Below are 11,504 nucleotides of genomic sequence, written 5' to 3' on the forward strand. Positions count from 1 at the left end.
AAAAATCAATAAGACATCAGTCACCCTACACCCGGTTAACTCCTCTTTAGGGTTACCAGATTTTTTAGCACTGTTGCACGTGAAATCACGATTGGGGCTGCGATGTATCCAAATAATAGATTTCCTACTAATCTTCAATCCCTCCAAGGGCTGCGAGTACTCGTTGTAGACGATAATGTCGATTTCTGCGATTTGATCATCCTGCTGCTGCAACCCTATGGTGTAGAGGTGCAAACGGCATCTTTAGCCCAGCAAGCTTTGAAAATATTTGTGCAATGGCAACCTGATGTCCTGGTGAGTGACATTGCCTTGCCAAACGAGGATGGCTATGCCCTGATTCAACAAGTCAGAACCAAAGCGGGAGAGCGAGGGGAAGTGGTGCTAGCCATTGCTGTAACAGGCTATGCCAATGAAAAGATGCTTCAACGTGCTCTGTGTGCCGGGTTTGACCTGTGGTTCACCAAACCCCTGAATTTTGATGAGTTCCTTGCTGTGCTTGCCTGTTTAGTGGTTTGCCAAGAGTCCTCATACGTCATCGCTCAACGCATTTTGGGTAATGTCCCTAGACATAGTGATCTAAGTCTCGAAAAGCAGTTATATCTAACATTGCCAAATTAGCATCACCATTTTTGAAACACTACTAACAAATCAATGTCCTAAACGTTCTGGAGATTTTGAAAAATGTCATTTACTATCGAGTCTGCACGCTCCATTTTTCCTGACACTCAAGTTGCTAATGCGGTTCCAGCGACCGTTGAATCATTTAATCAACTCAGTGCTGAGGATCAGCTGGCTTTACTTTGGTTTGCCTATACCGAGATGGGAGTTACAATCACTCCCGCTGCTATGCAGGTAGTCAACATGGTCTTTGCAGAAAAAACCTTGACTCAAATCAAGCAGATGCCTGATTTGGAGCAAACGCAAGTTATGTGCGATCTCGTTAACCATACTGACACGGACATCTGCCGTACCTATTCGTCTTTCGGCACGAATGTCAAGTTGGGCTTCTGGTATCAGTTAAGCGAGTGGATGAAAGAGGAAATCGTTGCTCCGATTCCAGAAGGCTATAAACTGTCTGCAAAGGCATCAAGTGTACTCCAAGCTATCCGTCAACTTGAAGGGGGTCAGCAACTCGCCGTATTACAGGATATTGTGATCAACATGGGGTATGCCCCAACTGTTGGCACTCAAAAAGTCAAAGAACCTGTGGTTCCACCTAAAGATCTCGCACCCCGAACTAAAGTCAGCATTGAGGGCATCGACAACTTTACTGTCCTGAGCTATATGGAGAATATGAATGCCTTTGACTTTGAAGCAGCTGTGGCTTTATTTGCTGAAGACGGTGCCCTGCAACCCCCTTTCCAAGAACCAATTGTGGGTCATGAATCCATCGTTAGGTATATGCGTGAAGAATGCTACGGGCTCAAGCTGATACCTGAGCGGGGGGTATCTGAGCCTGCGGAAGGAGGGTTTACCCAGATTAAAGTGACGGGTAAAGTGCAAACTCCCTGGTTTAGTGACAGTGTCGGCATAAACCTAGCATGGCGGTTCTTGCTCGATTCTCAAGGCAAGATTTTCTTTGTGGGAATTGACTTGCTGGCGTCTCCCCAGGAACTGCTGAACTTGGGCTTGGTACGCTAGAAGAGCTTCCTGAAGTTGACCAAGAAGACGCAAAGACGCGGAGAGAGGGAGACTTCATGAGCGCGACATCTCTCAAGATCACATCTGTTGGTTACAAGCCCCCGGATTTATCCGTGGAGAAAAAAGAAATTCTTGCTTGCTTGAATCCCCCCGAAGTTTCCTCAACGGGGGGAACCCCCGCACGGAACTTCTCTCCGGATTTATCCGTGGGGTTTCCCGCGTCTCCGTGTCCCTTTGTCTCCGTGTCCTCTTCAATCACAAATCTCAAACATTGCTAGCGCGATCGCTCTAGTACACTTCGTCAGAGGGCAGATGGTAGAAGGTAAGAATTCTTGTACAGTAAGCTTTTTGTCTATTTTGTAGACGCGTACCGGTGAGACGCTGCGCGAATGACGGCTTTCCCGACAGAGGTGAGTGCGTAAGCGCTCTTCGTGCCGCAGGCATACAAAGCAGCGTGTCCCTAAGGACTCAGGAGATACCCGTAAGCGCAAAGCGCAGGCACTTTCGGCGCCTTGCGCTTACCGGGTGAAGGCACGCGCAGCGTCTCCGACAGGAGAAGTTATGGTCTTTTATGGTAGCTTTATTTCCGCCCTCGACGTACTAGTCAATTTGTAATGTTAGAGCAAGAGATTGTGAGTTATAATAAACACATAAACAGCGAGAACGCTACACGTTGCGAGGCAACCAATATGGATGCCAATGAAGTTTTAAGGCGATATGCAGCCGGCGAAAGAAATTTTAGACAGGCAGACTGGAGAGGGATAAGCCTAGCTAAAGCAAATTTGAGTGGGGTAGATTTGAGTGGGGCGCACTTGAACAACGCAGACTTGAGCAACTCAGATTTAAGCAGTGCTAATTTAAACTGGGCTGGACTCAAAGGAGCCAATTTCAGCGGCGCTAATTTGAAGGGGGCAAAAATGCCTAATGGGAGAATGCACAATGATCGCTTAGAGTCTGCCAATTATTTCTTTAGCTAACACCTAACAAGAAATCTGCCGTTGGTGAGAGCGGTGCTGTTGAATCAACAGCACCGCGCTAACAAGAGTTAGCAGAATTTATAGAAAGCGGTTTAGCTATTTCGGGCAGAAGCCGCACGTCTCACCCGATAGGGGAGCGTGGGATGAATGCCCGGATAAAAACGAGGTACACCCTTGATTAATAACTGGCACAGCCAGTTGAGATGAGAGGGTGTCCGAGTTTTTATCAATCCATCGCCCAACGCTCAATGAGTTCACTAACACTTATTCGTTGGTCTTTTGCACACTGCTGCAATCTTTGCCATGCAGTAGGAGTTAACAAGATATGATGTCTTGTTTTCACCTCATCATGAAACAAAGGTACATTTTTTACTGCTTTTTTACCTTTCCTAATTGACATAACAAAGCTAGTGGGACTAAGCTAAATATAAGCAGATAAGGAAAGAAATACAAGGAGGTGAGTTCCTTTGTTGCTTAATTATCAGTATCGTGCTTATCCAAATACCAATCAAAAATTAGAACTGAATAGTTGGTTGAGAATTTGTCAATACTGGTACAACAAGCAACTAGGAGATAGATTCGATTGGTGGGAAAATAATCGCAATCTTATTAATTCTTGTTCGATAATCAGTTGTCCATTGCCACAATTACGGGACAATCCAGATTTCTACTCTCAAAAGAAACAACTTCCTACTATTAAGGAAGACTTATTTATAGTTGGACATTCTGGTGAATTGCTTGACTTTACTCGTGTTCCATCTCAAACATTACAAGATGTTTCCAAGCGAGTTGATTTGGCTTTTTCTCGTTTCATTAAAGGAGACAGCAATGGCAATCGCAGCGGGAAGCCACGTTTTAAGAACGCAGCGCGCTACCGCACTATGCGTATAGAAGGGCAAGCTATAACTGTTGAGCGTATCGAAAAGAATTGGTTGTTCTTGTCTTTCTCAAAGCTTGATGGTTGGGTGAAAGTACGTTTACACCGTCCTCTTCCTAACGGTTTTACGCTCAAGAACGCATTGTTAACCAGCAAGGCAGATGGCTGGTACGTTACTATCTGTCTAGAAGACCCTAGCATACCTATTTTTACACCAGACGAGGTAATACCAACTTGGGATAATACACTTGGCTTGGACGCGGTGTTGAATGAAGATGACTATTTGGCAACTTCGGAGAATACCAAGTTACCAGCACTCAAGTCCTTCAGGAAGTCTGAAGAACGACTAACTAAAGTATCCAAACGTAAATCAGCCAAGAAAAAAGGTAGTAAACCGCGTCGCAAATTAGCTAAACGTGAAGCGCGAGAGCATCAACGCATCGCTAGAGCTAGAATTGACCATGCATTTAAGACCGCTCACGCACTAGTACGCACCAACAAGAAAGTTTTCGTACACGAAGATTTGAATCTTAAAGCTCTGTCTAAACGGAACAAAGCTAAGCAAGACGAAAATGGAAAGTATCTTCCAAACGGTCAATCAGCTAAGTCTGGGTTAAACAAATCCTGGAATGATGCTGCGTTTGGACAGTTTTTCACAATCCTAGAATACATAGCCGGGAAAGCTGGGGCTAGGACAATAGCAGTAAAACCTGCATACACATCTCAATTGCTCGCATACCGTGACGAGTTCATTTTCACAGATTGTAGTATACGCGAGTACTGGGATGATACAGAATCGCTTTGGGTTGACCGCGATGTTAACGCATCGATTAACGTAAAGCGCGTTGGGCTGGGACTGTTCCCAACGATAAAACGCCGTAAAGGGAATCTAGTGGTAAGTTCCTCTACTACCAATAGTACCTTGAAGGAAGTTCTGGAAACGCTATTGACGTGCCAGAAGCCTACACCGACTCGAAGAGCGGTGTAGGTAGTTCACTGATTGAATAATTCGCTCTTGCTGAACAACTACGCCATCAAATCCAAAAAGTACGTGATGGATGAGCTTCGGTTTAGCTTTAATCAATATCCAGACAAACGAGCAACAGACGTTTCGCTCCTAGCTCAGGCTCACGCCTGACCAGGCGTGATTGGTCTGTTGACTGGCTTGTAGGAAATTGAACTTCACCATATACCCTAAACACTTTGATCACATTAAAGTAACCTCGATTGGAGAATCATTATATGAGTCGGACATTAATACAAAGGAGATAAAAAAATGCAAGCTTTATTAAAGGAATCGAGCCAATTACTGACTCATACTATAACTGATAACAACCAAGGAAATACAACTACATATACCTGGCTACCTATGTGGAGTCAGCATCGTTGCCCTTGCTGCTCATACGGTTTACTCCGTCATATGAGTGTAGGTGGTATTTACTGGCGTTGTAGCCATTGTTATCAAGAAATGCCAGTTTGGGACTTGGGACATATCTAAGTGCAGAACTAGCTACGCTACTTTTGTCCCTCGTTGTAGCCCATCCGTGACAGGTTAAGGAAATTGCAAATTTGTCGTCAATATGGTGCACATCACTCCAGCGTCAGGCGATTGCCAAGGGCACGCAAGAGAGCGCAATCGCAAGAAGGCGGGCGCAGAGCGCCATCGCACTCAAGGTTAAACAAAGTGGTATCCTCAAGAATGATTCTTGGCGATGTCAGAAAATAGCAGTTTAAAAAACCAGACCGGAAAAAAGGAATTCAGATTTGACACTTTTGTTACTTTTTATATTGTAGTTAAACAAATAACCCCAGAAATGAAACAGCACCCACTCATGCTGTAGGAAAATCAATAAAACATCAGTCACCCTACACCCGGTTAACTCCTCTCTAGGGTTACTAGATTTTTTAGCACTGTTGCAAGTGAAATCACGATTGGGGCTGCGATGTATCCTGGCGATCGATTTGCTGGCATCTCCCCAGGAACTGCTGAACTTGGGCTTTGTTCGGTAGAAGACTATAAAAAAAGGATCTGAGCCTATGCTTCCCACACTTGAGCCTCAAGACTTTGATTTGACAATTGAACAAGAGTTTAAGCTGGTACTTTATAGCCAGCAAGTCAAGGAAATTCCCCCAGAAAAGTTACGGGCAAGCCTGTTAGAAATCGTCCGCCAATTGATGATTACAAAGAATATACTCGAAGCGTTGGTAAGAAAGGGGGGTGAATGAGCAATTCTGCCTTTACTGCAACCTTACCGCCCATTAGTCAAACACTTTTGCTAAATAAAACATCTCACATTATGAACATTGGTGATAGTCATGCCGATTAAAGAACAACGTACTCCCCCTCGTTCGCGCTTGATCGGTAACATTTTTCTGGCGTTGGCAGCTTTGTTCCTGATTGCAAATTTTATATTGCCTTTTGTCTTAGGTCCCCAGATTCCCGGTGTCCCCTATAGCTTGTTCATCCATCAGGTACAGTCAGGAGAAGTCGAGCGGGTGCAAGTCGGTCAAAACGAGATTCGGTTCCAATTGAAAACTGAAAATGACCAGGCTGGACCTGTGTTCTCTACGACACCCATCTTTGATTTGGAATTGCCCAAGTTGTTAGAACAGAAGGGTGTTGAGTTTGCCGCTGCCCCTCCGCCGAAGAATGGCTGTTTACTAGTCTTCTAGGCTGGGTGATTCCACCCCTGATCTTTGTAGCAATCTGGCAATTTTTTGTTAGTCGAGGTGGTGGCGGACCCCAAGGTGTTCTCTCGATTGGTAAGAGCAAAGCCAAAGTTTATGTGGAGGGGGAATCTGCAGAACGACCTTTGCCGATGTGGCTGGGGTAGAGGAAGCCAAGACTGAGTTGGTTGAGATTGTGGATTTCCTCAAGACTCCAGACCGCTATACCCAGATTGGGGCACGGATTCCCAAGGGGGTGCTGCTGGTGGGTCCGCCGGGAACTGGTAAAACGCTTCTGGCTAAAGCGGTGGCAGGGGAAGCAGGCGTGCCGTTCTTCAGTATCTCTGGCTCTGAGTTTGTGGAACTCTTTGTCGGGGTTGGTTCCTCCCGGGTGCGTGATCTGTTTGAGCAGGCGAAGAAGCAAGCTCCCTGCATCGTGTTTATTGATGAACTGGATGCGATCGGCAAATCTCGCAGCAGTGGCGGGTTCTATGGCGGCAATGATGAGCGGGAACAAACCCTCAACCAGTTGCTAACAGAAATGGATGGGTTTGCAGCTGGAGATGCCACCGTGATCGTGCTGGCAGCAACCAACCGCCCTGAAGTCTTGGACCCTGCCCTCTTACGTCCTGGTCGATTTGACCGTCAAGTTTTGGTTGATCGTCCTGATCTGTCAGATCGTGAGGCAATTCTCAAAATCCATGCTCAGAAGGTGAAGCTGGGTGAGGATGTGAATCTCAAGGCGATCGCCACTCGCACCCCCGGTTTTGCCGGAGCAGACCTGGCAAACCTGGTGAATGAAGCGGCTCTATTAGCAGCCCGTAATCAACGCTCCTACGTCGCTCAGGAAGACTTTGCCGAGGCGATCGAGCGAGTGGTAGCAGGTCTGGAAAAGAAAAGCCGTGTTCTCAACGACAAGGAAAAGAAAATTGTGGCTTACCACGAAGTCGGTCATGCTCTGGTCGGTTCCTTGACTTCGGGAAATGGTCGAGTCGAGAAAATCTCCATCGTACCCCGTGGTATGGCAGCGCTGGGTTACACGCTGCAACTGCCAACGGAAGATCGGTTCCTCATGGACGAAGCGGAACTCCGGGGCAGATTGCCACTCTGCTCGGCGGACGCTCAGCAGAAGAGATTGTGTTTGGCAGCATCACTACGGGTGCAGCTAATGATTTGCAGCGGGCGACCGATCTGGCAGAGCGGATGGTGACGACCTATGGAATGAGCAAAATCTTAGGTCCCTTGGCATACCAGCAGGGACAGCAACCCATGTTCCTGGGTGATGGTGCGCCTAATCCCCGTCGGATGCTCAGTGAAGAAACAGCACAGGCGATTGATCGCGAGGTGAAGGAAATTGTGGAAACGGCTCATCAGCAAGCTTTGGATACGCTCAAGCTTAACCGAGACTTACTCGAGGCGATCGCCACTCAACTCTTAGAGACAGAAGTGATCGAGGGTGAGAAACTGCACAGTCTGCTGAGCCAGGTTCAAACTGCGACCCAGTGATTAGATTTTCGCAGACGTCGATTTTTGTTTTGCTTAGAAGATGTCTGAAAAGTCGCGCTGACCTTGTGTAGCTTGCTTCGCACCTTATGTGAAGCAACTCTCTACCAAAAACGACAGTCAAATAGTCATTTTTATTTATCAAAAAACTAGCTATTTGGCAACAATATTGTTATAGTTATTTACATGACAAGTAACTTAAATTTCAAATCTCCCGAGCTATTTGGTTCTGTTGTTTTCAGACCTGACTTTAATAGCTTTAAGACTATCAATGCGTCCCAAGCTTGGTCTTTGTTCCTTACAGGTGGTCGAGAAGACAAGGAACTAGGTTCTAGCCCTCAAATAGGTCTTTTCTTTACCAGTATCTTGTTAGCGGTTGCTACGTCAGGATTTAGTGGAACGTTGATTCTCCAGACTTTCTTCCCTGGTTGAGTGCCTGAGAGGTAATTAATACCATGTTTTCTCCCGAACCCCTAACTTGGTGGTTCGGGTTTTTGCTATTGTTCATGATGGCGAACAAGTTACAAAACATTCAAATCCAAAATATTTAACGGATTCGCGGAAGTCCCCACCCTCTATGAAGTAGGGTGGGGATGGACATCAGAAAAGAAGGTATTCGGATATTATCTATGGACTTGGGAACCCCGTTCTTGCTGATGGAGGCTGTGTAAGAGCACCTACCCGTAAGGGCGGGCAAGGGGCAACGGTCGATGAAGTCAGAAGCCCACACCGACAGACGTTAGGGTCGGTGCTGGGTAGTTCACTGGAAGATCCTTGCACTACATTTTATGAGCATAGTTAGCTAATATCGTTGTTTTTCGCATTTTTTGAGTAAAATGCTGAGATATTAGGAAAATAAGTCTTTTGTAAATAAGTGTTAAATATATTGCTCTAAATTGCTTCATTTCTTGCACTCATAGGGTGAACTAAATCAACTCATCTTTTTATTTCACCAACTTTTAATATTCCGTTTACAATTATTTAAAATATAATGGTTTTTTTTACGTAATATTACTGATATAACCTTCTATTACGCTTGTCTACTATAAGTAAAATAGCCGGAGTATTGCTGTTTAACGGTAAAAACCGAAGGCTAGAAGTTGGGAACAACTGGGTGCAGCTTACCTGTTGGGTAACTTTTTATTAAAGGATATTACGTAATGCAGCCAGGATTTCCAAGCTTTGCGAATATTGCCGAAAGGTTAGCAGTGTTAAGCCAGCAACGAGCAACTGGAGAGCTGATTTTGTCGTCGGGCGATAACCAGTGGCATCTATATTTATTCTTGGGACGTTTGCTATATGCTACGGGAGGAGTTCACCGCGTTCGGCGTTGGCACAGAGCAGTGACGCAAGATTGCCCTAGCGTGAAATTTGATGCTCCTCATAGGCAAGAGGATGAACTATGGGAATATCGCCTGCTTCAGGAGGGTATGAATCAAAATCAGTTGACCTTAACGCAGGCAAAAAGCATTATTAGCAAAATCGTTCATGAGGTTTTATTTACCCTAGTAGGTCATTCAAAGTTAAGAAGCCTTTGGTTGCCCAAAAAAGTACATCCAATTGCCTTAATAGAGGTAAAGCAATCGTTACAAGCAGCCGTTGATCTGTGCAAGCAATGGCAAAATATCGGTTTAGGAACGCTTTGCCCTGACATGGCACCGATTTTTAAGTTGCCCATGAATGAGCAAAATTTAACGACTTCTAAAACTTTCTTCAGCCTCAGCCAACTCGTCAATGGTGAAAACACCATTTGGGATATTGCCTTACAGATGAGACAAAATTTGACAACCGTGGCAAGTGTCATACAGAATCTGGCTGACCAAGGTATTCTAGAACTCTTAACCATCCCAGACTTACCGACTCCAGTTGCAGTAGCGGTATCCTCGCCCTCATCCGCAAAACAAACCCCAGCTAATGGTGCTATAGATAACAGAATACTGGCTCCGTCAGGTCAACGCTTGTCAAAGCCTTTAATAGAAACTCATCCCCAGCTGACTCCACAGTTGACAAGATCCACTAAGGTTGAGGAATACGATTTCGTTCATCCGGTTCAAGCCACTCACTCTCAGTCAACCTTTAACTCTCCACCCGTAAACTTGGTTCAACCTGAAGAAACTGGTTCCTTGATAGCCCACATTGATGACAGCCATAGCGATACCCTGAAGATGGGTAACATTCTTGCTCAAGCGGGTTATCGCTTTGTTAATGTTCAAGACCCAGTCACAGCACTGCCGATATTGCTAGAGTACAAACCAAGCCTCATCTTTTTAGACTTGGTTATGCCGATCGCCAACGGATATGAAATTTGTACTCAAATTCGTCGCGTCTCGGCTTTCAAGAACACGCCTGTGATTATTCTTACGGGCAATGACGGTATAGTAGATAGGGTGCGTGCAAAAATGGTTGGCTCTTCTGGGTTTTTAGCAAAGCCCATTACCGCACAGAAGGTACTCAAAATCCTACAAAAGCATCTACCAACTCCCAAGCCTGTCCAATTGGAAACTCTACAAACAGTTCAAGCTTAGTTTGTAAATGTTCTGATTGACATCCTTTGAGAGTTAACAAGCAGTCATGCATTATTCACTGAAAAAACAAATCTAAGACAAGCAAAACAAAGAATAGCATTCTTATTAACTAAGTCTCTTCTTTGATTGCTAATAGCTAGTATCATGAAAAATTAGCTAAAATCATTTTCCTTTATTTAATGAAAGTTCACGGATTTTCATTAATCTTGTAGAAGATTACTAAAAAATGAATAGTGTTGTATTACGGAAATATTTTTTATGACTACAGTCCTTTTAGTTGAAGATAGCTTAACAGAAATGCAAGTGTTAACGCTTTACCTCAAACAAGCAGGGATAACAGTGTTCACCGCTAAAAGCGTTGAGGAGGCACAGTTAAAACTGCAATTGCAGACACCAGATTTGGTGATGCTCGATGTCATTTTGCCAGGGCAAAGTGGGTTTGAATTGTGCCGTGAACTCAAGACTAATGCCAATACCAAGGGTATTCCAGTGGTAATATGTTCAACCAAAGGAACCGAAGCTGATAAACTCTGGGGTACGATGTTGGGAGCTGATGCTTATATACCTAAGCCGGTAAACCAGCAACACCTAGTTCAAACAATCCAGCAATTGACTTCAGGTTTCCAGCAGTGGAGTGGGCGCATAATTTAGTGTTTCGTAATTCTTTATCTTGTTAATCACATAGAAATTATTAATTAGGAATTATCGCTCTTGAATTTATGCAGACATTTGAATCTGTACTAGCAGTGGCTAGTCTTGACGCATTAGGACTAGACCCACTCCCCCCAGAAACCAACCTTTCTAAATTGCTTCGCTTTCCCCTTGGAGTTCAAGAGAGTGCGCTATTACCTCTAGAGCAAATTGCAGAAATTATCCAGGTCAATTTAGCAGAAATTCTACCTGTTCCTGAAATGCCGAGTTGCGTTTTGGGAATTTGCAATTGGCGCACAGAAATGCTGTGGCTTTTAGACTTAAACCATCTTGTTGGTTATCCTCCATTGACTGCTGCGGGAACCCCTGTAGCGATCGTCGTTACAGTCAACGAATATGCTGTAGGTCTAGTAGTGCCGCAAGTTGATGACATTGAGTTACACGACTTGCAACAACTGCAGCGATCGGCACCGGGCTTATTTCCTCCCAAACTCCTACCTTTTGTTCTAGGCGCTTTGCCGAATGGCAGTACTGTTTTGGATGTCACAGGTATTACTCAGTATCACTTATGGCAGATACACCAAACAGGAGTTTCTTGAAGTCTTATATCTTTTAAAAAGATTTTAAGAAGATTTTAAGAAGAACTCAGCTTGGGCAGAACGC

At 44.8% G+C, this 11,504-nt stretch carries 11 protein-coding genes and 1 pseudogene; 11 read left to right on the forward strand and 1 reads right to left on the reverse strand.

What is annotated here, in order from left to right:
* The first annotated feature begins 102 nt into the window (after nt 1–102).
* The 3 genes from V5G28_RS00005 to V5G28_RS00015 all read left to right on the forward strand — a co-directional run bounded on the left by V5G28_RS00005 (nt 103) and on the right by V5G28_RS00015 (nt 2,618).
* Nucleotides 103–618 carry a response regulator gene (locus V5G28_RS00005; RefSeq protein WP_332987788.1) on the forward strand — a complete coding sequence of 172 codons (516 nt, stop codon included), beginning with the start codon at nt 103–105 and terminating at the stop codon, nt 616–618.
* Nucleotides 619–681: 63 nt separating this feature from the next.
* Nucleotides 682–1,641 (forward strand): orange carotenoid-binding protein, encoded by a 960-nt coding sequence (locus V5G28_RS00010; protein WP_332987789.1) that lies wholly within the window; start codon nt 682–684, stop codon nt 1,639–1,641.
* Nucleotides 1,642–2,255: 614 nt separating this feature from the next.
* Nucleotides 2,256–2,618 carry a pentapeptide repeat-containing protein gene (locus V5G28_RS00015; protein ID WP_336229227.1) on the forward strand — a complete coding sequence of 121 codons (363 nt, stop codon included), beginning with the start codon at nt 2,256–2,258 and terminating at the stop codon, nt 2,616–2,618.
* Nucleotides 2,619–2,844: 226 nt separating this feature from the next.
* On the opposite strand, the gene V5G28_RS00020 is transcribed toward V5G28_RS00015, so the two are convergent.
* Complete coding sequence (locus tag V5G28_RS00020; protein WP_332987793.1) at nt 2,845–3,018, reverse strand: hypothetical protein; 174 nt, start codon at nt 3,016–3,018, stop codon at nt 2,845–2,847.
* A gap of 67 nt (nt 3,019–3,085) precedes the next feature.
* Here V5G28_RS00020 and V5G28_RS00025 point away from each other — a divergent pair, with 67 nt between their 5' ends.
* The 8 genes and pseudogenes from V5G28_RS00025 (at nt 3,086) to V5G28_RS00060 (ending at nt 11,440) form a co-directional block, all read left to right on the forward strand.
* Nucleotides 3,086–4,483 (forward strand): RNA-guided endonuclease InsQ/TnpB family protein, encoded by a 1,398-nt coding sequence (locus V5G28_RS00025; RefSeq protein ID WP_336229229.1) that lies wholly within the window; start codon nt 3,086–3,088, stop codon nt 4,481–4,483.
* Between the two features lie 288 nt (nt 4,484–4,771).
* Nucleotides 4,772–4,993, forward strand: coding sequence for a hypothetical protein (locus V5G28_RS00030; RefSeq protein WP_096561890.1), 222 nt, complete (start codon nt 4,772–4,774; stop codon nt 4,991–4,993).
* 539 nt (nt 4,994–5,532) lie between these two features.
* The gene (locus tag V5G28_RS00035; RefSeq protein ID WP_332987795.1) at nt 5,533–5,721 is read left to right on the forward strand and encodes a phycobilisome degradation protein nblA; all 189 of its coding nucleotides are present in this window, start codon (nt 5,533–5,535) and stop codon (nt 5,719–5,721) included.
* A 90-nt stretch (nt 5,722–5,811) separates the two neighbouring features.
* Nucleotides 5,812–7,668, forward strand: a pseudogene (gene ftsH4, locus V5G28_RS00040) (ATP-dependent zinc metalloprotease FtsH4).
* Between the two features lie 183 nt (nt 7,669–7,851).
* A complete protein-coding gene (locus V5G28_RS00045) occupies nt 7,852–8,097 on the forward strand; it encodes a hypothetical protein (RefSeq protein WP_096561893.1) in 246 nt (81 codons plus the stop codon).
* Between the two features lie 728 nt (nt 8,098–8,825).
* Nucleotides 8,826–10,190 carry a response regulator gene (locus V5G28_RS00050; RefSeq protein WP_332987796.1) on the forward strand — a complete coding sequence of 455 codons (1,365 nt, stop codon included), beginning with the start codon at nt 8,826–8,828 and terminating at the stop codon, nt 10,188–10,190.
* A gap of 258 nt (nt 10,191–10,448) precedes the next feature.
* Nucleotides 10,449–10,841, forward strand: coding sequence for a response regulator transcription factor (locus V5G28_RS00055; RefSeq protein ID WP_332987797.1), 393 nt, complete (start codon nt 10,449–10,451; stop codon nt 10,839–10,841).
* Between the two features lie 68 nt (nt 10,842–10,909).
* Nucleotides 10,910–11,440 carry a chemotaxis protein CheW gene (locus tag V5G28_RS00060; protein WP_332987798.1) on the forward strand — a complete coding sequence of 177 codons (531 nt, stop codon included), beginning with the start codon at nt 10,910–10,912 and terminating at the stop codon, nt 11,438–11,440.
* The last annotated feature ends 64 nt before the right edge of the window (nt 11,441–11,504 follow it).

Origin of the sequence: Scytonema sp. PRP1, assembly GCF_036697665.2 — a bacterium.
Taxonomy (GTDB): domain Bacteria; phylum Cyanobacteriota; class Cyanobacteriia; order Cyanobacteriales; family Nostocaceae; genus Kalymmatonema; species Kalymmatonema gypsitolerans.

What these genes read in the sequence shown, in the direction of transcription:
- V5G28_RS00005 (WP_332987788.1), top strand. Translation starts at nt 103, where the DNA reads ATGTATCCAAATAATAGATTTCCTACTAATCTTCAATCCCTCCAAGGG.
- V5G28_RS00010 (WP_332987789.1), top strand. Translation starts at nt 682, where the DNA reads ATGTCATTTACTATCGAGTCTGCACGCTCCATTTTTCCTGACACTCAA.
- V5G28_RS00015 (WP_336229227.1), top strand. Translation starts at nt 2,256, where the DNA reads ATGTTAGAGCAAGAGATTGTGAGTTATAATAAACACATAAACAGCGAG.
- V5G28_RS00020 (WP_332987793.1), bottom strand. Translation starts at nt 3,018, where the DNA reads ATGTCAATTAGGAAAGGTAAAAAAGCAGTAAAAAATGTACCTTTGTTT.
- V5G28_RS00030 (WP_096561890.1), top strand. Translation starts at nt 4,772, where the DNA reads ATGCAAGCTTTATTAAAGGAATCGAGCCAATTACTGACTCATACTATA.
- V5G28_RS00035 (WP_332987795.1), top strand. Translation starts at nt 5,533, where the DNA reads ATGCTTCCCACACTTGAGCCTCAAGACTTTGATTTGACAATTGAACAA.
- V5G28_RS00045 (WP_096561893.1), top strand. Translation starts at nt 7,852, where the DNA reads ATGACAAGTAACTTAAATTTCAAATCTCCCGAGCTATTTGGTTCTGTT.
- V5G28_RS00050 (WP_332987796.1), top strand. Translation starts at nt 8,826, where the DNA reads ATGCAGCCAGGATTTCCAAGCTTTGCGAATATTGCCGAAAGGTTAGCA.
- V5G28_RS00055 (WP_332987797.1), top strand. Translation starts at nt 10,449, where the DNA reads ATGACTACAGTCCTTTTAGTTGAAGATAGCTTAACAGAAATGCAAGTG.
- V5G28_RS00060 (WP_332987798.1), top strand. Translation starts at nt 10,910, where the DNA reads ATGCAGACATTTGAATCTGTACTAGCAGTGGCTAGTCTTGACGCATTA.